Annotated in this window: 21 protein-coding genes and 1 tRNA gene; 12 read left to right on the top strand and 10 right to left on the bottom strand. The window is 61.0% G+C overall.

Features of this window, described 5'->3' with window-relative positions; translation table 11 throughout:
• Positions 1-91 precede the first annotated feature (91 nt).
• Complete coding sequence (locus tag AC1RTB_RS03490) at positions 92-532, top strand: hypothetical protein (RefSeq protein WP_492880464.1); 441 nt, start codon at positions 92-94, stop codon at positions 530-532.
• A gap of 124 nt (positions 533-656) precedes the next feature.
• On the opposite strand, the gene AC1RTB_RS03485 is transcribed toward AC1RTB_RS03490, so the two are convergent.
• Positions 657-863: a YlcI/YnfO family protein gene (locus tag AC1RTB_RS03485; protein ID WP_492880463.1), complete on the bottom strand. Its 207-nt coding sequence runs from the start codon at positions 861-863 to the stop codon at positions 657-659.
• 103 nt (positions 864-966) lie between these two features.
• On the opposite strand from AC1RTB_RS03485, the gene AC1RTB_RS03480 reads away from it, so the two are divergent.
• Positions 967-1,164 (top strand): hypothetical protein, encoded by a 198-nt coding sequence (locus AC1RTB_RS03480; protein ID WP_492880462.1) that lies wholly within the window; start codon positions 967-969, stop codon positions 1,162-1,164.
• Between the two features lie 281 nt (positions 1,165-1,445).
• Positions 1,446-1,709 carry a hypothetical protein gene (locus AC1RTB_RS03475; protein ID WP_492880461.1) on the top strand — a complete coding sequence of 88 codons (264 nt, stop codon included), beginning with the start codon at positions 1,446-1,448 and terminating at the stop codon, positions 1,707-1,709.
• A 223-nt stretch (positions 1,710-1,932) separates the two neighbouring features.
• Here the strand turns inward: AC1RTB_RS03475 and AC1RTB_RS03470 are convergent, their stop codons facing one another.
• From AC1RTB_RS03470 to AC1RTB_RS03455, 4 genes are all read right to left on the bottom strand, one after another.
• Positions 1,933-2,277, bottom strand: a complete 345-nt coding sequence (locus AC1RTB_RS03470; RefSeq protein WP_492880460.1) for a hypothetical protein — start codon at positions 2,275-2,277, stop codon at positions 1,933-1,935.
• A 290-nt stretch (positions 2,278-2,567) separates the two neighbouring features.
• Positions 2,568-3,239 (bottom strand): hypothetical protein, encoded by a 672-nt coding sequence (locus tag AC1RTB_RS03465; RefSeq protein WP_492880459.1) that lies wholly within the window; start codon positions 3,237-3,239, stop codon positions 2,568-2,570.
• 139 nt (positions 3,240-3,378) lie between these two features.
• Positions 3,379-3,452: transfer RNA gene (locus AC1RTB_RS03460), tRNA-Gln, on the bottom strand.
• A 113-nt stretch (positions 3,453-3,565) separates the two neighbouring features.
• Positions 3,566-4,510, bottom strand: coding sequence for a lysylphosphatidylglycerol synthase transmembrane domain-containing protein (locus tag AC1RTB_RS03455; protein ID WP_492880458.1), 945 nt, complete (start codon positions 4,508-4,510; stop codon positions 3,566-3,568).
• A 290-nt stretch (positions 4,511-4,800) separates the two neighbouring features.
• On the opposite strand from AC1RTB_RS03455, the gene AC1RTB_RS03450 reads away from it, so the two are divergent.
• Complete coding sequence (locus AC1RTB_RS03450; protein ID WP_492880457.1) at positions 4,801-6,153, top strand: Ppx/GppA phosphatase family protein; 1,353 nt, start codon at positions 4,801-4,803, stop codon at positions 6,151-6,153.
• Complete coding sequence (locus AC1RTB_RS03445) at positions 6,150-6,872, top strand: RlmE family RNA methyltransferase (protein ID WP_492880456.1); 723 nt, start codon at positions 6,150-6,152, stop codon at positions 6,870-6,872. The genes AC1RTB_RS03450 and AC1RTB_RS03445 overlap by 4 nt, the downstream gene beginning before the upstream one ends.
• On the opposite strand, the gene AC1RTB_RS03440 is transcribed toward AC1RTB_RS03445, so the two are convergent.
• Positions 6,867-8,276, bottom strand: coding sequence for an MFS transporter (locus tag AC1RTB_RS03440; RefSeq protein ID WP_492880455.1), 1,410 nt, complete (start codon positions 8,274-8,276; stop codon positions 6,867-6,869). The two genes, AC1RTB_RS03445 and AC1RTB_RS03440, sit on opposite strands and share 6 nt — an antisense overlap.
• A 316-nt stretch (positions 8,277-8,592) precedes the next feature.
• Between AC1RTB_RS03440 and guaB the strand changes: the two genes are divergently transcribed.
• The 3 genes from guaB to AC1RTB_RS03425 are packed head-to-tail and all read left to right on the top strand — an operon-like array spanning position 8,593 to position 11,127.
• Positions 8,593-10,095 carry an IMP dehydrogenase gene (gene guaB / locus AC1RTB_RS03435; RefSeq protein WP_492880454.1) on the top strand — a complete coding sequence of 501 codons (1,503 nt, stop codon included), beginning with the start codon at positions 8,593-8,595 and terminating at the stop codon, positions 10,093-10,095.
• A gap of 5 nt (positions 10,096-10,100) precedes the next feature.
• A complete protein-coding gene (locus AC1RTB_RS03430; protein ID WP_492880453.1) occupies positions 10,101-10,655 on the top strand; it encodes a hypothetical protein in 555 nt (184 codons plus the stop codon).
• A 52-nt stretch (positions 10,656-10,707) separates the two neighbouring features.
• Entirely contained in the window at positions 10,708-11,127 is a 420-nt protein-coding gene (locus AC1RTB_RS03425; protein WP_492880452.1) for an MAPEG family protein, read from the top strand.
• 44 nt (positions 11,128-11,171) lie between these two features.
• Here the strand turns inward: AC1RTB_RS03425 and rnd are convergent, their stop codons facing one another.
• Positions 11,172-12,338, bottom strand: coding sequence for a ribonuclease D (gene rnd, locus AC1RTB_RS03420; RefSeq protein WP_492880451.1), 1,167 nt, complete (start codon positions 12,336-12,338; stop codon positions 11,172-11,174).
• Positions 12,339-12,423: 85 nt separating this feature from the next.
• A complete protein-coding gene (locus AC1RTB_RS03415; protein WP_492880645.1) occupies positions 12,424-13,680 on the bottom strand; it encodes an MFS transporter in 1,257 nt (418 codons plus the stop codon).
• 164 nt (positions 13,681-13,844) lie between these two features.
• On the opposite strand from AC1RTB_RS03415, the gene AC1RTB_RS03410 reads away from it, so the two are divergent.
• Both AC1RTB_RS03410 and aspS read left to right on the top strand, forming a co-directional pair.
• Positions 13,845-14,261 carry a GNAT family N-acetyltransferase gene (locus AC1RTB_RS03410; RefSeq protein ID WP_492880450.1) on the top strand — a complete coding sequence of 139 codons (417 nt, stop codon included), beginning with the start codon at positions 13,845-13,847 and terminating at the stop codon, positions 14,259-14,261.
• A 137-nt stretch (positions 14,262-14,398) separates the two neighbouring features.
• On the top strand, positions 14,399-16,189 hold the full coding sequence (gene aspS, locus AC1RTB_RS03405; RefSeq protein ID WP_492880449.1) for an aspartate--tRNA ligase: 1,791 nt from the start codon (positions 14,399-14,401) through the stop codon (positions 16,187-16,189).
• A gap of 87 nt (positions 16,190-16,276) precedes the next feature.
• Here the strand turns inward: aspS and AC1RTB_RS03400 are convergent, their stop codons facing one another.
• The gene (locus tag AC1RTB_RS03400) at positions 16,277-17,470 is read right to left on the bottom strand and encodes an aq_1923 C-terminal domain (protein WP_492880448.1); all 1,194 of its coding nucleotides are present in this window, start codon (positions 17,468-17,470) and stop codon (positions 16,277-16,279) included.
• A gap of 266 nt (positions 17,471-17,736) precedes the next feature.
• On the opposite strand from AC1RTB_RS03400, the gene parC reads away from it, so the two are divergent.
• Together parC and AC1RTB_RS03390 are read left to right on the top strand one after the other, a co-directional pair.
• Positions 17,737-20,043 (top strand): DNA topoisomerase IV subunit A, encoded by a 2,307-nt coding sequence (parC, locus tag AC1RTB_RS03395; RefSeq protein ID WP_492880447.1) that lies wholly within the window; start codon positions 17,737-17,739, stop codon positions 20,041-20,043.
• A gap of 145 nt (positions 20,044-20,188) precedes the next feature.
• On the top strand, positions 20,189-21,415 hold the full coding sequence (locus tag AC1RTB_RS03390; protein WP_492880446.1) for an AI-2E family transporter: 1,227 nt from the start codon (positions 20,189-20,191) through the stop codon (positions 21,413-21,415).
• A gap of 14 nt (positions 21,416-21,429) precedes the next feature.
• On the opposite strand, the gene AC1RTB_RS03385 is transcribed toward AC1RTB_RS03390, so the two are convergent.
• Entirely contained in the window at positions 21,430-22,329 is a 900-nt protein-coding gene (locus tag AC1RTB_RS03385; RefSeq protein WP_492880445.1) for a DMT family transporter, read from the bottom strand.
• Between the last annotated feature and the right edge of the window lie 20 nt (positions 22,330-22,349).

Below are 22,349 nucleotides of genomic sequence, written 5' to 3'. Positions count from 1 at the left end.
GTCGCCAAGGGTTCAAATCAAGATCATAAATCAAAATTATAGAACGATGAGCAGAAATCATCAAGAAAAATTGAACGATATCGGTGCGGCTTTGGCCGATTTCGATCTTCACGGCGACGATGCGACCTTGCCGCTCGACACCGCCCGCATGGAACTTGTGCGGCGCACCCGCGACGCCCTGAAGGCCGACGCGATCAAGAATGGCTGGAATGCACAGGCGCGGCGAGAGATTGACGAGCACCGGCGCGGGGTGGGCAGGGACGCCTACAATGCGGATCGGAAGGCAGCATACGCCACGTCCACGCTCAATAGGACGGGCAAGCTTCCCAGGCCATATGGCGAGCCTGACAGCCCGGAAAAGCAACAACGCAGGAAGGGGCAGAAGAACGCTTCCAAGACGGCGAAGCGCGACGCCATGACACCCGAACAGAAGGACGCTGAGAACGAAGCTCGGGCGGCGCGGCGCCGAGCGCAAAAGGAACGCGAGAAGGCTGACGCAGCGGCGGCGTTGAAGGACCGGGCGATTTTCTGACAAATCGTCAGCGGCCGCATAGCCAGCCCGCTATAAGTGAATTGTCGGGCCGGGCTCCTTGTAAGCGCTACCCGGTTCGGCGCGGCGGCCCCTCATGAAGTAACCAGCGTGAGGGGCCAATTCTTCAACCGTCGGGCTGGTCGTCGGCGCGTTCGAGCCGTTCCAACTCGCGAATAACAGCCTCACGGATGAACTTCGCGCGATGCTTATCGCCAACCCGCGCGTCTATGCGGTCCAAGATCTCGGATGGAAATCGCACATTAGTGGATTTCATATGTAGTGGTGGCCGTCCCATCTGGCGACGAATAAGCGGTATCGTATATTCAGTCAACTATATCTCCCATATCTCCCAAGCGAATTAACGGTGCCGTTTATTGACACAGTAAACGGCACCGTTTAATGGGCGGTTACCGCTTGAAACGTAGGAGCCTGAATTGAACAACCAACCTGCTTACCTGTCCGCCGCCGCCTATGCTTCTCTGGTCGAGGCCCTGATGACCGCCGACCGCGAGTGCGCGATTACCGGAAAGTCAGATAGCGACGCCATCAAGATCGCATTGGGTGAAGTCGGTAACATCTGGCCGGACTACTGCCAGAAAGACGGATGCAAACCGATCTCGCTCACCGCATAAAGCTAGCGAAAACAAGCGCTTATCAATCGCCTATATTTTCCGATGGAGAAGTAAGGTTTTCTGTGTCTAATCATCAAGTCCCATCAACGAAGGGACGTTCCCATGATTTCGCAGAACGAAGATGACCGTGACCGGCACCGCCGATCCGGCAACCGTCCATCGTTTGATGGCGTCAAGCTTTGGCTTGGCGAATGAAGCAGCGAGCGGGCCATGCAAAGTTTGGTCGCCGAGCATGACCGCGCCGCTTTACCGAAACATCGCAATCACAAGGAGCAAACGCGATGAACATTGAAAATAACACGCCCCAGGTATCGGCCGCAATTAAGAAGATGGTTATGGATGCGCAGGCGACGTATCTCAGCCCGCGCGAAAAGGCCCTTGACGCGATCTATACGAAGCTTGTCGAGGCAGTAGAAACCGGCATGGAGGCCGACTTCCCGCAGTTGGCAACGGACGTCATGGATGAGCTTGAGCGTCGGGCGATCGGTTTTGTCGCTGGCGAAGTCATCTTTTGTGACCCGGATAAGGAGCCGGAATTCATCTAGTCGCCGATCGCCAAGCTACCAAAAAGCCCGCCGCTCACCCCGGCGGGCTTTCCCTTATCTTTGGCGGACGCTTGGCAACAAGTTCTTCGCAAATGATATCGGCAATAGTGCTGGTCATCACTTCGTTGGCCTCTTTCGATGAAAGGCCAGCATATCCATTGGGCATGTAAATTCCTGTTGACGATTGCCCCGCTCACCCCGGCAGGCTTTACTTTTGACAGTCTCAGGGCAGTAGGCGCTTTCGCCGGTTTGCGCCGTGCACTTTCATACTAGCCTTCTGGTCTTGCAGTATTTTTGCAAGCATTCGGGAGGTTATCTCCGGGTCGTGCTCGCCCGCGATTAGTTCGTTGCGAATCTCGTTTGCCTTTCGAAGGTTATCGAGCTTTGCCGAAATAACTGCTTGCCGTGTAATCTCTGCTTCGGCGCTCCGCCGCGCATATTCTGCTTGGTAAAAGATGGTGCGGTCCAATGCCGCTTTCGCAAAGTATTCGGGTATTTCCTTGAAGAACGCCCATATGTTGAGTGGGTTTGTGAAGTTGATACCATCAATTATGACAGTGTCATCCATGTAAGGTCTAGGAAATATTTTAGGTTCCGCGCTTATATAGTATAATAGCTCAATAGAGCGAATGCATAGTTCTACGTCATATGGTAAAAGCTCGCCGATGACCGATTGCCTCGTATCCATGCCGATATGCACTACAGCCATTGTCCAGCCTCAAAAACATGCCCGATATTGAGAATATCAAGCTTAAAAGAAAACGGAAGGTGCGCGAAGGCCATGCCCTGGATATAGGCTGGCCACCAGCCGATTTTGCCGGCGCTTAGGGCGTTCGACTGGTCGCTGATCTATTGCCATCAGCACCAAGGTATTCCCGCAATCACCTGAAGTGTCGATCCAAACACAAATGTCCATATCGCAAATTTGAAGTATCTGCTTTCCGAAAGAGCAGTGTTGGCAATCGAGCATTCCAATGCTTCCATCACCTGCTTTCGGCTGATTTCTACCAGTTTCAGCCGCATTATCGATGTCGGCCATTCAATCGACTGCGGTGGCAGATTGAGCTTCTTGCGCATGTCATTATGCGTTCGAACCCAAAGATACCTTGATAGCGCCAATCCGACTAATCTTGATTGGCGCTTTGCCTTTAGATGTGCGGTGACGACTTCCGAACCTTCGAGAAGGGCGGGCACTTTGGTCGCAGTCTCCAGCCGCTCATGTTTGGCGGCAAGCTTCCCAAGGGTTGTGAAAACATGTTGAGCTTGATGCCGGCGAAGCCAGTTATACAGCGCACTTCCTGTAAAAGCTAATAAGAGCGCTGCCAATGTAGCCAGAAGTAGGCCGAAGAAGGTGAGCCATTTGTAATTGGCTATGATAGTGGCGCACATCCCAGTTAGACCTTCATGTCGCGACAGATTTTCACTACCCGGCGAGCGCAAGCGCTCGCCGCTACCATGATTAGCTTTTTCACGAATGGTCCCCAAAGCATTGCCCGGCAGCAACGTCTCTTTGTCGGACTCGCGTGTCAAGCGCGGGACGTGCGGTTTTCAAGGGGACTGTGAGGCGCTCACCGAAGGCGGATGCTCCGGATATATGAACCGGAAAGGTGTTCCGGTTGCGATTTTCTCGCTTCGCTTAAGCGCTTGTTTCTATTGGAAAAAAGAAGGTTGGCTGGGGAACCTGGATTCGAACCAGGACTAACGGAGTCAGAGTCCGTGGGTCTACCGTTAACCTATTCCCCAGCAGGGCCGACTTTTGGTTCGGCCGCGACGCTGTCTCGACAACGCCGCCGGTGCGCGCCTTGTAGCCACCGCCGGGAAATAGTCAACCCCGTTCGATGCTGCAATTTCGGTTTTCAGGCTTCGCCTTGCTTGTCGCCGCGCCCGAACTGCGAATGCTCGAAGGCAAGTACTGCGATGATGCCGAGGATGAGCGGGATGATGAGGTAGAAAAGGCGGAAGACCAGAAGGGCAGCCAGAACCGCCGCCGGATCCATTTCCGAAAGGCCGGTGAGAAAGACCACTTCGAGCACACCCAGGCCGCCCGGCGCGTGCGAGGCCTGCGCCACGGCGAAGGAGAAAAGGAAGATGCCGAGCACGATCAGATAGCCCGGATTGTTTTCGGCAGGCAGCGCGAAATAGATGATCGCGGCGGCTGCCAGAATCTCCAGCGGGCCGATGATCAGCTGGCGCACGACGATGGGCAAAGCCGGGTAGTGCAGGCGGAAGTTGCGAATGGCGAGCGGCTTGAGATGAAGCCAGCTGCCGAACACGTAAGCGACAACGAACACCAGCATGGCGATGCCAAGGGCTATCCACCAGCCTTCGTGGCTGCCTTCGGTGTAGCGGTCGAGCAGGCCCGGTTCGAGCAGAATCACCACGGCGCCCACAAACACGCTCGACAGCACGAAGGTGAACCAGCAAATGCCGACTAGGATCCCGACATCCTGGCCGGTGAGGCCCTTGCTGGCGTAAGCGCGATAGCGGATGACAGCGCCCGAAAACACCGAGCCGCCGATATTGTGCGACAGCGCATAGGTGGTGAAGGAGCAGATGGTGACGAAGAACCACGACACGCGCTTGCCCAGATGCAGAAGCGCTATGTGATCGTAGCCGGCAAGGGCGGCGTAAGCGACGATGGAACTGAGGGCCGAAAGCATCCATCCATGCAAGGGGATGGCGGTGAGGCCGCTCCAGACATCGTCGAGGGAGATTTCACGCCACTCGTGATAGAGCAGCCAGGCGGAAACGGCGACGGCGCCAAGCCCGATGACGGGCCAGATATAGTCCTTGATTCTCATGCGATAGCGCTGGGCTGTCCCTTTCGGTCTGGCGTTTTTTGTGCCTCGCGTTGGCTATGCGTCCGCTCGCATATCCTGTTCGTTTTTCAGCTTTGCCTCATCAACGCCGGCACTTCAACCCGATCCCGGGATTTCGGTCGGTGGGGGGATGTGAATTGAGGGCGAGCTAAATTTCCGCCCGAGCGGGCCTTGGTGATCTGGTCCGGCGCTGATACGCTGCCGGCAACACAAGATGACATGCGCCTGCAGCGTCCGAAAAGGTTCGCGCGGCGCGAGAAGGAAGTTGCAAGGTGAAGGACCGCGAACCCGACGCTGGTGCGTCGGATGCGGGTGTCTCTGGGAATGTTTCGTCGCCTCACGGCGCGGGCCGATCTCAAAAAGGCCGCAAGGCCGCCGCGCGACCGGTCAACGGTCACGGCAATGGGGACGCTGCGCAACACAATGGAAAGACCAGGAAAAGGCGCAAGCGCCGTCGCGGCCGCAAGGTATTTGCGCGCGATGGTGTTCAGTCCGGTGGCGCGCAGCCTGAGCCAGCCGGCCCGCAGGCGCCTGTTCGGCCAAGCGTCGCACCGATAAGGCCGAGCCCTGTCGCAAGGCAGGATCAGGCCGAACAGCCGCGTCGTGTGCCGACGTCGGAACTGCCGGTTTTTGCCGCACTCGATCTCGGCACCAACAATTGCCGGCTGCTCGTGGCTGTGCCTGGACGGCCCGGACAGTTCCGGGTGATCGATGCCTTTTCGCGCATCGTGCGCCTGGGCGAGGGGCTTACGGCTTCAGGGCGGCTCAGCCAGCCGGCGATGGACCGCGCGGTCGAAGCGCTCAAGGTTTGCAGCGACAAGCTGCGCAACCGCAAGATCAAGAAGGCGCGGCTGATCGCGACCGAAGCCTGCCGTACGGCCGAAAATGGTGCGGAGTTCATTGACCGCGTCGAACGCGAGGCGGGCCTGAAGCTCGAGATCATCGACCGCCAGACCGAGGCGCGGCTCGCCGTTTCCGGCTGCGGCTCGCTTGTCGAGCGCGATACCGATGGCGTGGTGCTGTTCGACATTGGCGGCGGCTCGTCGGAGATCGCGCTGATCGACGTCTCGCGTCACCGCTCGCCGCGTCTGGCGAATCACATCGTCTCGTGGACGTCGCTGCCGGTCGGGGTGGTTTCGCTCGCCGAGCGTTTCGGCGGCCGCACGGTGACGCGCGAGATCTTTGCCGCCATGGTCGAGGACGTCGCTGCCCGCCTGCGCGCGTTTGACGGACGCGACCGGCTCAGCCATATCGTGTCGAGCCCGAAGTTCCATCTGCTGGGAACGTCGGGCACTGTCACCACGCTTGCCGGCGTGCATCTCGAACTTGACCGCTACGACCGCCGCCGTGTCGATGGATTGTGGATGGATGGCACAAGCGTCGACCAGATGGTCGAAAAGGTGCTCGGCTGGGACTTTCACCAGCGTGTGGCAAACCCTTGCATCGGCGCCGACCGGGCCGACCTCGTTTTGGCGGGCTGCGCCATCCTTGAGGCCATCCGCGCGGTATGGCCGTCGGAGAGGCTGCGCGTCGCCGATCGCGGCTTGCGTGAAGGCATTTTGAGCGAATTGATGGCCGACGACGGCGTGTGGCGCCGCAACTGGCGGAACGGACAGCGTATATGACCAAGAAACCGACAAAACCAGGAGTAGCGGCGGGCGCCACGCGCGTGCTCCGCACCAAGATCAAGAAGAAGCGCGGTCTCAAGGAATCGTCGCGTCGCTGGCTCGAACGTCATATGAACGATCCCTACGTCCAGCGCTCCAAGGCCGATGGCTACCGATCGCGCGCGGCCTTCAAGCTGATCGAGATCGACGACAAGCACCATCTGCTCAAGCCCGGCATGAAGATCATCGATCTGGGTGCTGCGCCCGGCGGCTGGTGCCAGGTGGCGGCTGCGCGCACCAACTCGACGGCGGAAAATCCGCATGTCGTCGGTATCGACTATCTCGAAATGGATCCGGTGCCCGGCGCACCGGTCCTGCTGATGGATTTTCTTGACGACGAGGCTCCGGCACGCCTGTCCGAGGCGCTCGGCGGCGCGCCCGACCTTGTGCTGTCCGACATGGCGGCACCGACGACCGGGCATCGCCGCACCGACCATATCCGAACCATGCATCTGTGCGAGGTCGCCGCTGATTTCGCCATTTCGGTGCTCAAGCCCGGCGGCCACTTCCTGGCCAAGACGTTTCAAGGCGGAACGGAATCCGAGCTTTTGACCCTGCTCAAGAAGAATTTCCGCACCGTCCAGCACGTCAAGCCGCCGGCGTCGCGCGAGGAATCAGCCGAGCTTTATCTGCTCGCCAAGGACTTCAAGGGCAAGTCCGAGCCAGACGCCTCATAGTTGCTGCGGCTCGTCTGCGGTGTTTTGCGCCAAGCGGTGGCCGGAGATGGCCTTGCCGGCGTCGGGTGCCATGCGCGCATACATGAGCGCCGGCAGCAGCGAAATGACGGCGACCGTCAGGAATGCAAAGGTGAAGCCCGCGCCGCCGATCGCCTGGCCGGTGGCCAGTGACCAGATCTCGAGCGCACCGCCACCGACTGCCACACCCAACGCCACCGAGGTCTGCTGGGCGACTGCCGAGATTGCTGTTGCCTGGCCGCTCTGGGACGCCTCGATGTCGGCAAAGACCAGCGCGTTCGACGAGGTGAAAAACAGCGAGCGCAGGAAGCCGGCCAGGAAAAGAACCGACAGGATCGCCAGATAAGGCGTCTGCGGCGTGAACAGTGCGTTGGCGGCCATCAAGCCGGCCGACACAACCGACGCAACCACCAGTACGTTGCGAAAGCCCACTGTCCTCAGGATCCTCGGCGCCACGAACTTCATCGACAGCGCACCTGCTGCCGTGGCGAAGGTGATCATACCCGACTGGAACGGCGACAGGCCAAAGCCGAGCTGAAACAGCAGCGGCAAAAGGAATGGTGCCGCGCCGACACCGATGCGAAACAACGAGCCGCCGACAATGGCCGTGCGGAAAACCGGATTGGCGAAGAGCTTGAGGTCGAGCAGCGGGTAGGGCGCGCGGCGCGCGTGGCGGACATAAAGCAGGCCAGCGACCACGCCGATGACGATGGTGATCGCACCGACGGCCGGCGGCAGTGCCGGCAAGCTGACCACCGACAGGCCAAAGACCACACCTGACGCAGCGATCGCCGACAGGAAGAAGCCGGGCACGTCCATCGGCCGTGTCGCTTCGGGCGGTATCTCGGGCAGGAAAACCCCCGACAGCCAGATGCCGATCACGCCGATCGGAATGTTGATCAGGAATATCCAGTGCCAGGTGAAGAAGGTGGTGATGAAGCCGCCGACCGGTGGTCCGATCAATGGGCCGACGAGGGCTGGGATGGTCAGCGTCGCCATCGCCGCGACCAGCCCGCTCTTTTCCGTCGTGCGCACCAGAACCAGCCGCGCCACCGGCGTCATCATCGATCCGCCCATGCCTTGCAAGAAGCGGGCAAGCACGAACGCGCTGAGCGAATCCGACATGGCGCAGGCGATGGAGCCCACCATGAACACGGCGATTGCCACGCGGAAGACGAGCTTCGCGCCGAAGCGGTCGGCCATCCACGAACTGATCGGGATGAAGATGGCGAGCGAAACCAGATAGGCCGTCAATGCCAGCTTGAGCGCGATCGGGCTTGTACCGATGTCGGCGGCGATCGCCGGCAATGATGTGGCGATGACCGTTGAGTCCATGTTTTCCATGAACAAGGCGACGGCAAGGATCAGCGGCGTGGTTCTGTTCACGAAAGCGTCCGGCATGAAGTCTACGATAGCGGCCGCTGGCTCAGCCGTTTTGAAGGGTTAGCATGGATATGCCAGCCTGTCCGCTGCCAGGACCTGCCGCTTCTCAAGGCCAGTCGGTTCGAACGCCGACCTCGCTGGCATAACGCAAGGTCTTGGCTAAGCGTTCCGGCGCGAACTGCGGCGATTGGCCTTCATCACGCGCTTTTCATCGAACCGAAGACGTGGTACCAGCCAGCGCCAATCCTGAAAGGGAAAAGACGAGTCGGCGCTGCATACCAATGGTTCCAGCGTCCTTTCACGCATTCCGAGGTTGGCCATGGCAAAAATCATTGAATCCTCCACCGGCGCTCTGGCGCTGACATTTGACGACGTGCTGTTGCAGCCCGGTCATTCCGAGGTCATGCCCGGCGAGACCGACGTCAGCACCCGCATTGCCGGCGATATCGACCTCAACATTCCGATCATTTCAGCCGCCATGGACACGGTGACGGAAGCGCGGCTTGCCATCGCCATGTCCCAGGCCGGCGGCATCGGCGTCATCCACCGCAACTTCACCCCGGCCGAACAGGCCGAGCAGGTTCGCCAGGTCAAGAAGTTCGAATCGGGCATGGTGGTCAATCCGGTCACCATTGGCCCTGACGCAACCTTGGCCGACGCACGCGGGCTGATGCGGGCGCATGGCATCTCCGGCATTCCGGTCGTCGAAAACGGCGGCACCGGCGGACAAAAGACCGGGCGCCTCGTTGGTATCCTGACCAACCGCGACGTGCGCTTTGCTTCCGACCCGGCGCAGAAGGTCTACGAACTGATGACGCGCGAGAACCTGATCACCGTCAAGGAGACGGTCGAGCAGGACGAGGCCAAGCGGCTCTTGCACCAGCACCGCATCGAAAAGCTGCTCGTCGTCGACAAGCACGGCAATTGCGTCGGCCTCATCACCGTCAAGGACATGGAGAAGTCGCAGCTCAACCCGAACGCGTCCAAGGACGGGCAGGGGCGCCTCAGGGCCGCGGCCGCCACCAGTGTTGGCGATGACGGCTTCGAGCGTGCCGAGCGCCTGATCGACGCGGGCGTCGACCTGCTCGTCATCGACACCGCGCACGGCCATTCGCAGCGTGTGCTCGACGCGGTCGCCCGCGCCAAGAAAATCTCCAATTCCGTGCGCATCATGGCCGGCAATGTCGCGACAGCCGACGGCGCGCAGGCGCTGATCGACGCTGGTGCCGACGCCGTCAAGGTCGGCATCGGACCGGGCTCGATCTGCACCACGCGCATCGTCGCCGGTGTCGGTGTTCCCCAGCTCTCGGCCATCATGTCTGCCGTCGAGGCAGCACAGAAGGCCGGCGTGACGGTCATTGCCGACGGCGGCATCAAATATTCGGGCGATCTGGCCAAGGCGCTCGCCGCAGGTGCTGGCGCTGCCATGATCGGCTCGCTGCTTGCCGGCACCGAAGAAAGCCCGGGCGAAGTCTATCTGCACCAGGGCCGCTCGTTCAAAGCCTATCGCGGCATGGGTTCTGTCGGTGCGATGGCGCGCGGCTCGGCCGACCGCTACTTCCAGGCAGAAGTTCGCGACACGCTCAAGCTGGTACCCGAGGGCATCGAGGGCCAGGTGCCCTACAAGGGGCCTGTCGCCGGTGTGCTGCATCAGCTTGCGGGCGGCCTCAAGGCTGCGATGGGTTATGTCGGCGGGCGCGATCTTGCCGATTTCCGCGAGCGTGCCACCTTCGTGCGCATCACCAATGCCGGTTGGCGTGAGAGCCACGCCCATGACGTGACCATCACCCGCGAAAGCCCGAACTATCCCGGCGGAGTGTAAGGCGAATGACCGTACGGCTGCGACGTCATGCGGCTGTATTGAGCTTTGCCACCGTGGCGGTGTTCACTGCCATGGTGGCCCTGGAATTGTTCTATTTCCGCAGTCTGAGCGGCGGCCTGACCTCGCTCGACCTGCGGTTTTGGGGTTTTTCCGAAGCCGAGGGTTTCGCCTGGGTGGCAGCACTCGGGCGTCGTGGTGCCGAGGCCGTTCTTGTCTGGCACTACCTGACCCTCGACCTGGTTTTTCCAGCACTGCTTTCGCTGACTCTGGCCAGCCTGATCCTGAAAGCAGGTGAACGCCTGCCGCGCTTTGCCGCCCTGTCCCCAACCATGCGTTCGGTTGCAGCACTTGTGTTGGTGTTGCCCTACATGATTGCCGACTACGCCCAGAACTTCGTCGTGGGCCGTATTCTCTCCGACCCGCCAGCGGCAGGGGCGAGGTCAATGTCGCTGGCTTCGGGGCTGATCGTGACGAAGTTCGCGCTGCTGGCTGTGCCCGTTGCCGTCATCGCAGCCTTTGTCCTGGCGGGGCAGCGGACAACGCAAAATACCAAGGGCTGAAAAGGCCGCACACTCGTTTCGCGTATCATCGGCAATTGCTTTTGGGGGAATCATGAACCAGACCGCCATTTTCTGGCCGATGCTTGCGCAAGTTCTTCTGGTCTACATCGTCTATGTCGTGCTCGGCATGCGCCGCAGACAGGCGGTTGTCTCGGGCGAGGCGCGCGTCAATCAGTTCAAGACACGTTCGGCCGAGCCGGAATCAAGCGCCACAGTCGCCAACAACATCAACAATCAGTTCGAATTGCCGGTGCTGTTTTATGCGGCGTGCCTGTCGCTCTATGTGACCGAGGGCACTTCCTATGTCAGTGTCGGGCTGGCCTGGCTGTTCGTTGCCACGCGCTACGCGCATGCCCTTTGTCACCTGACCACGAACCAGGTCACGTTCCGCAGCCGCGCCTTCATCCTTGGCTGGCTGGTGCTTGGGCTACTGTGGATCTGGTTTGCGCTGCATCTTGCCGGCGCGGTTTGAACCGCGCCGGGGATAGAAGCCAACGCCGCGAGAGCGGCGCGCCTTCAGACCTCTGAGGCCTCGATCTCGAATACCGCGATCTTGCGCTTGTCGAAGCGGATGGCGATCTCGCCGCGCACCAGCTTGAGTGCGGTCTCGCCGAACACCGAGCGGCGCCAGCCCTGAAGGGCAGGCACGTCTGCTGCCTCGCCCTCGGCGGCGATGCGGTCGATGTCGTCGCCGGAAGCGAGCACCTTGGGCGCGACGCCTTCCTTCTCGGAGACCAGGCGCAAAAGCACCTTGAGCAGCTCGGCGGCGGCACTTGAGCCCTCCGGCGGCTGGAATGTCTTGGGCAGTCTGGGCATCTGCTCGCGCGGCATGTCGAGCGCTGCGTTGACGACCGCCAGCAGTGCGGTGGCCGAAGACGAACGCTCCCAGCCCTTGGGTGTGGTCCGCAGCCGCGAAAGGGCTGTGATGTCGCGCGGCGCCTGCTGGGCTACCTCGTAGATCGCATCGTCCTTGAGCACGCGCCCGCGCGGCACATTGCGCTCACGCGCTTCACGCTCGCGCCAGGTAGCCACCGCCTGGACGATGGCCAGTTCCTGCGGCTTGCGCAGCCGCATCTTGAGCCGCTTCCAGGCGTCTTCGGGATGCGGATCGTAGGTTTCGCGGGAGGTCAAAACCTCCATCTCTTCGTTGAGCCAGTGCGCGCGGCCTTCGCGCTCGAGTTCGGCGACGAGATGCTGATAGACGTCGATCAGATGGGTGACGTCGGCCAGCGCGTAGTCGAGCTGCTTTTCCGACAGCGGCCGATGGCGCCAGTCGGTGAAGCGCGACGACTTGTCGATGCGCCCGCCGGTGATCTTCTGGACGATCTGCTCGTAAGAGACGCTGTCGCCGAAGCCGCAGACCATGGCCGCAACCTGGGTGTCGAACACCGGATGCGGGATCAGGCCGCCAAGATGGAAGACGATTTCGATGTCTTGCCGGGCGGCGTGGAAGACCTTGGTCACCGCTTCATTGGCCATCAGCGCAAAAAACGGCTTGAGATCGAGGCCGGGGGCGAGGGGATCGACAAGCGCGGAAACGCCAGGCGCTGCCATCTGGATCAGGCAGAGCTCAGGCCAGAAAGTGGTTTCGCGAATGAACTCGGTGTCTACCGTGACGAAATTGGATTTTTCGAGAGCGGCAATGACGGTTTCGAGCTCGTCCTGGGTCGTTATTACATGCATAATATTGCTTTGTTCAGAACGCGTTGTCTTTCCATTTCAGTCGTGCGCCCTTTCGTCAAGCGCTTGCGGCGCTCGGAGGGAAAGTCTAGCCGGCATCCGGACCATTCGTGGGGCCATTTTTGCGGGCGAGGCGCGCGAAGATGGGCGATGTTCTCAGCAGTGCGATGAAGCGGCCGCGATGGCCGGCGGGCACCGGCGAGCGCGATCCCATGCGGTAGACGATGACCGCGACGAAGATGACATAGACGGCAGCGCTGAAGCTGAATAGCGCATGCGGCCCAAACTGTTCCATGACGATTGAGGCCACGAGCGGACCCGCAATGGCGCCGACCGAGTAGAACAGCATCAGGGCGGCGTTGACCAATACGAACTCACCCTTTTCGGCCCGGTCATTGGCGTGCGCCGCCGACAGCGAATAAAGCGGCATGGCAAACGAGCCGAAGATGAAGACGAGCACGAAATTGGCCAGCGGCGAATTGCCGGCGAGGAAAACCAGCATCAGCGCCGATGCCATCGCGCCAAATGTGGTGACAAGCAGCACCATGCGGCGATCCCACAGATCGGACATGTAGCCGAGCGGATACTGGATAAGCGCGCCGCCGATGATACCGACGCTGACGAAGGTGACGACGTCGGTGACCGACAGCCCGATCTGTTCGGCATAAATCGGGCTTAGCGTGCGGAAGGCGCTGTTGGTGATGCCGACGAAGATGCAGCCAATGCTGCCGAGCGGCGAGATCATCCAGGCGCGCTTGAGGTCGAGCTTGACGTCTTCAGGCGGTGTCGGATTGGAGCGGTCGCCAAGCGAGACCGGCACCAGCGACAGCGTGATCATGATCGACATGATGGCAAAGATGGTGAAGCCGCCCGCGCCGAAGACCGGGATCATGAATTGCGCGCCTGTCACCGAACCGATGTCGATGATGCGGTAGATGGCCAGCACGCGGGCCCGGTCGTGGTTGGAAACGCCCGAATTGAGCCAGCTCTCCATCACCGTGAACAGTCCGGCGAAGCAGAAACCCGTGGCGAAGCGAACCACCGACCACATCACCGGATCGATGACCAGCACTAGGGTCAGTGTGGCTGAGGCGGCGATCGCGGCAAGTGCCGCGAAGGCCCGGACGTGGCCGACGGCCTTCATGATGCGCGTGATGAAGATGCAGCCGAGCAGGAAGCCCATGAAATAGGCCGTACCCATCAACCCGATGGTCGACGCCGAAAAGCCTTCCTGCGCGCCGCGCAGCGCAATCAAGGTGCTTTGCAGGCCGTTGCCGCCCAACAGGATGCCGGCGGTGATCAGGAGCGGGATGAGGGGACGTATGGAGGACATCAGGCACGCGATACAAAAGCTGAGGTGGCTACAGTTTGCCTGATCGGTCAATGGCAGTCAGCCGCTGGTGCGACATATTCCGTCGACTGCGCCAACGTCGCTGCCACGGAGGCGGTTAGCGTGCGCGCCGTCCGGCCGCTTGGCTGGAGCCTGTTGGCACGAACGAGGCCGCCGCAATGACGACATTGACCGTTAGCACCAGCATCGACGACGAGATCGCCCGTTTTATCCGCGACGGCTTGGATAAGTACAACTTCGATAGCGCCGGACCGTACAACGGACAAGACCTGTGGATCGTTGCTCGCAACGACGATGGACGGGTCATCGGTGGCCTCAAGGGGGTGTCCGAATATTCCTGGCTGTTTGTCGCGTGGTTGTGGATCGGCGTCGAGCACCGCAAGCAGGGACTTGGCGAGAAATTGCTGGCAAAGGCCGAAGAACAAGCCCGCCAGCGCGGCTGCATCGGCGTCTATCTCGATTCGTTTACATTCCAGGCGCCGGACTTCTACAAGCGCTTGGGATATGAGGAGTTCGGGCGCATCGACGATTTCCCGCCAGGACATTCCTGCGTCTGGTTGAAGAAAAGACTCTGAGCACAGCTCGTTTGCCCGCTCGCGGCTGGCCTAACCTTGACAAAACCGGGCACCCATGCGCTTTTCGCGCCAAATTTCGGCCCGGGCGCATCGGACGCTCCGGCCGTATGACAACAGCCCGAACCGGAATATTTGCCATGCACCGTTACCGCAGCCACACCTGCGCTCAATTGAGGAAATCCGACGTCGGCTCGGCCGTTCGCCTGTCCGGCTGGGTCCATCGCGTGCGAGATCACGGCGGCTTGCTGTTCATCGACATGCGCGACCACTACGGCCTGACCCAGATCGTCGCCGATCCCGATTCGCCTGCCTTCAAGGTCGCAGAGACCGTGCGTGGCGAGTGGGTGATCCGCGTTGACGGCGAGGTCAAGGCGCGCATGGCCGACGCCGTCAACGGCAACCTGCCGACCGGCGAGATCGAGGTTTTCGCCAGCGAGATCGAAGTTCTGTCGGCGTCCAAGGAATTGCCGCTGCCGGTGTTTGGCGAGCCCGACTATCCCGAAGACATCCGCCTCAAGTACCGCTTCCTCGATCTGCGCCGCGAAACGCTGCACAAGAACATCGTCGCGCGCACCAAGATCATCGCCGAAATGCGCAAGCGCATGACCGACGAGGGCTTTACCGAATATTCGACGCCGATCCTGACGGCATCGTCGCCTGAAGGCGCGCGCGACTTCCTGGTGCCGTCGCGCATCCATCCCGGCAAGTTCTTTGCGTTGCCGCAGGCACCGCAGCAGTACAAGCAGCTTTTGATGGTTGCAGGCTTCGACCGCTACTTCCAGATCGCGCCTTGCTTCCGCGACGAAGATCCGCGCGCCGACCGTCTGCCGGGCGAATTCTACCAGCTCGACCTCGAAATGAGCTTCGTGACCCAGGAAGACGTCTGGAACACGATGGAGCCGGTGATGCGCGGCGTGTTCGAACAGTTTGCCCAAGGCAAGCCGGTCACACAGCAGTTCCGCCGTATTCCCTACGATACGGCGCTGCGCACCTATGGCACCGACAAGCCTGACCTGCGCAACCCGATCGAGATCCAGCCCGTCACCGAGCATTTCGACGGTTCGGGGTTCAAGGTGTTCGCGGGCATGATCGCCTCCAACCCGAAGGTTGAAGTCTGGGCGATTCCGGCCAAGACCGGTGGTTCGCGCGCGTTTTGCGACCGCATGAATGCCTGGGCGCAGGGCGAGGGCCAACCGGGGCTCGGCTACATCTTCTGGCGCAAGGAAGGTGACAAGCTCGAAGGTGCTGGTCCCATCGCCAAGAACATCGGCGAAGAGCGCACCGAAGCGATCCGCCAGCAGCTTGGCCTGTCGGATGGCGATGCCGCATTCTTCGTTGCCGGCGATCCCAAGAAGTTCGTTTCGTTTGCAGGTGCTGCCCGCACGCGTGCCGGCGAGGAACTGAACCTCGTCGACCGCGAGCGTTTCGAGCTGTGCTGGATCATCGATTTCCCGTTCTACGAATGGCTGGAAGACGAAAAGAAGATCGATTTCGCCCACAATCCATTCTCGATGCCGCAGGGCGGCCTGGATGCGCTGAACAGCCAGGACCCGCTGACCATCAAGGCCTATCAGTACGACATGGTCTGCAACGGTTTCGAGATTGCGTCCGGTTCGATCCGCAACCAGCTGCCCGACCTGATGGTCAAGGCGTTCGAGCTGACAGGAAAGACGCGCGAAGAGGTTGAAGAGCAGTTCGGTGGCCTCTACCGCGCCTTCCAGTATGGCGCGCCGCCGCATGGCGGCATGGCCGCGGGCGTCGACCGCGTGATCATGCTGCTTGTCGGTGCCAAGAACCTGCGTGAAGTGACGCTGTTCCCGATGAACCAGCAGGCTCAGGACCTTTTGATGAACGCACCCGCCGAGGCCTCGCCGCAGCAGCTTCGCGAGCTGTCTCTGCGCGTCGCCGTGGCTAAGAAAGAAGCTTAAGAAGTCCGCGCAAGCGACTCTTTGGACTCAGCAAAAAGCCCGGCATCGCTGCCGGGCTTTTTTCGTTTTAGACCATGCTAACCAGGATCAATCCTGGTTAGCCGTAACCGTCAGGCCAAGCGTCTTGGGCAGGTCCTTGGGGTTCGACATGCCGCTTGCGGCCAAAAGCGCGAACGGAACCGGCGAGGCGGGCTTGGCGGCGATCTCGATCGACTTCGGGTTGTCGAGATAGGCGGTGACCGCCGACGTTACCTGTGTCGCCAGCTCCGGATTGTTCAGCTCCATCATCAGGAACGGCACGATCGCCTTGGCCTGGTTGGCGATGTCCTTCGCCGTCATGTTCTGCTGCTTGGCGAGATACTCGAGCACCTTGTTGGTCACCGAATCGTCGTCGAAGCGAACGGTCGCGCCATGGAAGGTCAGCTGCTGCATCAGGCCGAGCATGGCGAGGCCCTGAGCCGAGTTGTCGGTGCCTTCCGGCTGGGCCGCCATCTTCTTCTGCAGGTCCTGCACCGACTTGAGGAAGTCGATCGTGTAGCCGCCGAGGTCGAAGGTCATGCCGAGCGTGCCGGCATTGTCGACTGCGATGTCATACTGCGACAGCGACATGCGGCCGTCGGTCGGCTGCCAGGTTCCGCCCAGCTGGAAGTTGCCGCTGATGTTCTGATAGCCAAGCGCGTCGATCGCAGCCTTGGACTGCGGGTCGTCGACAAGGGTCAGGTCGGCGGTGAACTTCTCGGCCGAACCGGTGAATTCCATGGCGTTTCCATCGGCCGGCGGCGTCACCTCGGCCTGGAAATTGGTCATCTGGAAGGCTTGCTTGTCGCCAATCTTGACGCTGACATTGTCGAGGCTTGCGGTTTCGTACATCAAAAACGACGCAAGCAGATCGGTTGAATCCGCGGCTGGCAGCGTCACGTTGCCGAGCGTCAGCGGGCTGATTTCGACCTTGGCCGTGCCTTCGGTGACGTTGTAGGGCTCTGTGGTTATGGACTCGATCTTGTAGCCGCGGTTCTCTTCGGTGATGCCGCTGAGCGTGACCTTGCCGATGGAAAGCGGCTTGCCTTCGCCGTCCATCGCGATGCTCGCCCCTTCGAGCACGGCGCTGGAGGCGTCACCCGACACGCCGGTCCAGGCGAGCGTCAGGTTCTGGGCGGCCAGTACGGACTTCAGTCGCTCGGCGACCGCGGTGGCATCCTGGGCCAATGCTGCATTGAGCGGAAGCGTGAAGAGAAATGTCGATAGAGCGAGCTTGCTGAATGCAGAGCGGTATTGCGTCATCATGGTTCCCTGAGACTGTGAGGATTCGTTCACGCCTCTCCTGTCCGTCAGGAACTGGACTGGAAAAAGGCATTGCGGTGACATTGGCCGCAATTCGCGCGAAAAGGCAATCTCTGGCGCGCAGCACACGCAAGAATGGTGAAGGGTTGGTTTTGCGGTTCGCTACCATCGCCTTGCAACCAGATTTGTTCATATGCGGCACCACGACACTCTTGCATTCGCCAAATGCCCTTGTCGCGAATCACCCGTTCCGCTAGTCCCAACCCATGGGAAAAGCGCTTTTGCCGCCCGGAAACGGTAGCGGCGACAACATTGAACCGGTCGATCTGAAGAAGGCGCTCGAAGAGCGCTATCTGGCCTATGCGCTGTCGACCATCATGCACCGGGCACTGCCGGATGTGCGCGACGGACTGAAGCCGGTCCATCGCCGCATCATGCACGCCATGCGGCTGCTCAGGCTCAACCCGGACCAGGGTTTTGCCAAATGCGCCCGCATCGTCGGCGAGGTCATGGGCAAGTTCCACCCCCATGGCGACCAGTCGATCTACGACGCGCTGGTGCGCCTCGCGCAGGATTTTTCGGTCCGCTATCCGCTCGTCGACGGGCAGGGCAATTTCGGCAATATCGACGGCGATAGCGCTGCTGCCATGCGTTACACCGAAGCGCGCATGACCGAAGTGTCGGTCTCGCTGCTGGAAGGCATCACCGAAGACGCCGTCGACTACCGCCCGACCTACAACGAAGAAGACGAAGAACCCGTCGTCCTGCCGGGCGCGTTCCCCAATCTGCTCGCCAACGGTTCGTCAGGCATCGCCGTCGGCATGGCGACGTCGATACCGCCGCACAACGCGGCCGAGCTGTGCAGTGCGGCCCTCTACCTCATCGACAATCCCGACGCTTCGGTCACCGACCTGATGACCTCGCCGGGCGAGTGGGAGCGCATCAAGGACGATCCCGAATTGCGCCTGGGCTGCAAGGTGCGCGGTCCCGATCTGCCGACCGGCGGCAGCATCGACGATGACTGGGCGTCCATCGTCAATGCCTACGAGACGGGGCGTGGCGGCTTCCGCATGCGCGCCATGTGGCAGCAGGAAGACCAGGGCAGGGGCACCTGGAACCTCGTCGTCACCGAAATTCCCTATGGCGTGCAGAAGTCGCGACTGATCGAAAAGATCGCCGAGCTTCTGATGGCCCGCAAATTGCCGCTGCTCGAAGACATTCGCGACGAAAGTGCCGAAGACATCCGCGTCGTTCTGGTACCCAAGAGCCGCACTGTCGATCCGGGCCTGTTGATGGAATCGCTGTTCAAGCTCACCGAGCTTGAAAGCCGCTTCCCGCTCAACATGAACGTGCTGTCGCGCGGCAAGGTGCCGAACGTGCTGTCGCTCAAGGGCGTGCTGCGCGAATGGCTGGACCACCGCCGCGAGGTGCTTGTCCGCCGCTCGAAGTTCCGTCTCGGCGAAATCGAGAAACGCCTCGAAATCCTTGGCGGCTACCTGATCGCCTATCTCAATATCGACGAGGTGATCCGCATCATCCGCGAGGAGGATGAGCCCAAGCGCACGATGATGGCGCGCTGGGGACTGACGGACAATCAGGCCGAAGCCATCCTCAACATGCGCCTTAGGGCGTTGCGCAAGCTCGAAGAGTTCGAAATCCGCAAGGAATTCGATGCGCTGAGCACCGAAAAGAGCCAGATCGAAGCGTTGCTGGCGTCTGACGCCAAACAGTGGGCGACAATCAAGTGGGAGGTGAGCGAGGTTCGCAGGCACTACGGTCCCGATACCAAGCTTGGCCGTCGCCGCACTGTCTTTGCCGAAGCGCCCGACCACGACCTGACCGATATCGCCCATGCCATGATCGAGAAGGAGCCGGTGACGGTCGTCGTCTCGGAAAAGGGCTGGCTGCGGGCGATGAAGGGGCATCTGGCCGACTATTCGCTGCTCACCTTCAAGGAAGGCGACAGCCTCAAGCTCGCCTTCCACGCCCAGACCACCGACAAGATCCTGGTCTTCACCACCGGCGGCAAGTTCTACACCATCGGTGCCGACCGCCTGCCGGGTGGGCGTGGCCATGGCGAGCCGATCCGCATCATCGTCGACATGGACAATGACCAGGACATCGTCACCGCCTTCGTCCATGAGCCCAAGCGCAAGCTGCTGCTTGTCTCCCATGAGGGCAATGGCTTCGTCGTTGTCGAAGAAGAGGTCGTCGCCAACACCCGCAAGGGCAAGCAGGTGATGAACGTCAAATCGCCCGATGAAGCCAAGCGCTGCATACCGCTTCAGGGCAATCATCTCGCCATCGTCGGCGAGAACCGCAAGATGCTGGTCTTCCCGCTTGAGCAGATCCCCGAAATGACCCGCGGCAAGGGTGTCAGGCTGCAGAAATATAAGGACGGCGGGGTGCTCGACGTGAAGACCTTCACGATGGAAAACGGGCTCAGCTGGCTGGATTCAGCCGAGCGCACCTTCACCCGCTCACGCGAGGAACTGATCGAATGGATCGGTACGCGTGCAACCGCCGGACGGATGGTGCCCAAGGGTTTTCCGCGCACAGGACGCTTTGGCTAAGGGCGAAATGAAGCATTGAGCGCGTGCGGTGCGGCAAAGTTTTCGTGCGCGGCATCGCATTAGCCTCTATGATCTCCCCACCGGCTACGAAGCCAGCGCCGGGCGTTAACACGGGTCCATTTCAGGGCCGAGGAGATTTAGGCCTTTGAACGTGACCAATCCCCGCAAACCGGAGCGAGAGCCGAGGCTGTTCGGCCCGTCCCAGCCGATGCGTGCCGCTTTGGTGCCGCCGCTTTCGGCGGCGCGCTGGCTGCTCGTGCTGATCGTTGCGGCGGGAATCTATTTCTTTCATGGCTTCCTGGTGCCGGTGCTGGCAGCGCTCGTCATCGCCTTTGCCAGTTGGCCGCTCTATCGTAGGCTTTTGACGGCAGTCGACGGCAACAGGACCATTGGCGCCACGCTGGCGCTGCTCTTCATCATCGCCTTCCTCGTCGTGCCGATCTCGTTTGCCGCGACCTACACCGTCAACGAGATCCGCGAATGGGTTGGCTGGGCTGTGGAGACCAATCGCCATGGCGCGCCGACTCCCGGTTGGATATTGAACCTTCCCGTCGTCGGCGAGTGGCTGAACGAACAGTGGGCCCACTATGTCGGCCACCCCGGGGCGATCGGCGAACTGATCCAACTCGTCAGCGGCGCCAATATAGGTAGCATCTATCGCGGCGTGCTTGCTGCCGGTGGCAGCGCCTTCGGCATCGTTCTGACGCTGCTGTTCATGCTGATTGCCCTGTTTTTCACCTACCGCGACGGTGAGTCCTTCGTTGCCCAGCTTGACAGCCTAGGTGAACGCATCCTGCCGATGCGCTGGGAGCGCATCTCGCGGGTCGTGCCCAAGACCATCAGCGCCACAGTCACCGGCATGACGCTGATTGCCATCGGCGAAGGCGTGGTGCTTGGCGTCGCTTATTGGCTCGCCGGTGTGCCGTCGCCGGTGACGCTCGGCGTGCTGACCGGCTTCATGGCGCTGATCCCCGGCGGCGCGCCTTTGTCGTTTAGCCTGGTCTCGGTCTATCTGGTTGCCAGCGGCTCGCCGGTTGCCGGTATCGCCCTGTTCGCCTGGGGTTCGATCGAACTCTTCATCGTCGACAAGACGCTGCGTCCCAAGCTCGTCGGTGGACCGATCAAGCTGCCGTTCCTGCCGACCTTTTTCGGCCTTATCGGCGGCGTCAAGACGATGGGCTTTCTGGGCCTGTTCATCGGCCCGGTGCTGATGGCGCTGCTTGTCGCCATCTGGCGCGAGTGGATCCGCGAGATCGAGCTGAACGACGAGGCGGCGATGATCGGTGCCAATGTACTGGCCGAAGGCGACACACCGCGCGCCATCGAGGCCTCCCGAGAGGACCTGTCGTCCAAGCGAACAAAGGCCGGATAATACCGAACCGGCGCTTACACAGCCTGTTGAACGGCGGCACTTGCCCGCCGCTTGCGGCCTTCGGCGAGTTGCCAGGCCGAGTGGGCGACGAGCGTGACGATGAGGATCGCACCGCCGATCAGGCTGTTGCGGGTCGGCACCTCGGCGAAGATCATCCATACCCAGATCGGCGCCAGCACCGTCTCGAGCAGGTAGAACATCGCGACTTCCGGCCCGGAAATGTATTTGGGGCCGTTGGCGAGGCAGAAGAACGAGATCGGCATGATCACCGCGCCGTTGAAGATGATCCACCACGGCGCTTCGACCTTGAAGCCGGTTTTGGAAACCATGAAGGCAGCGACCAGGCAGGGAAGGAGGACGCCGACGAGGGCTGTGAAGCCCATGTCCTTGCCGCTTGAGCGCGAAATGGTGATGGCCGAGGCGATGCAAAAGGCCGAGCATACCGCCATCAGGTCGCCGAACAGATGTCCAGTGCCGATCGAGCCGCCAACGATGATGAGCACGCCCCCGACCATCGCCAGCATGGCAAGCATGGTCGCTGGTCGTGGCCTTTCCCTGAGGAATATCCACGAAAGCACGGCCGCGAACACTGTGTTGAAGGCCAGGATGAACACCAGATTGGCCGTAGAGGTGTTGTAGACGGCGGTGATGAAGGCGATCGAGCCGAGGCCGTAGAGGCCGGCAACCACCAGGCCGGCGCGTCCTGGGATAAGTTGCGGCGCATTGCGGCTGAACGAGCGCCAGACCAGCCAGATGACGATGGCCGCAACGAACGTCACGCCGCTGCGCATCAGCAGGATCGACCAGTTGTTGCCGTCGGCAAGCTTGATCAGCGGAATGTCGACAGTCAGCGCCAGCCCGCCGAGGCCGGTCAGCAACAATCCCCTGGAGTGGTTCGATTGAGTGTTTGCCACGATTTTCCCTGCCAGATGTC

The sequence above is a fragment of the Aminobacter sp. GW821-FHT11F06 genome, assembly GCF_058808215.1.
This window is presented reverse-complemented; position numbering and strand designations above follow the sequence as displayed.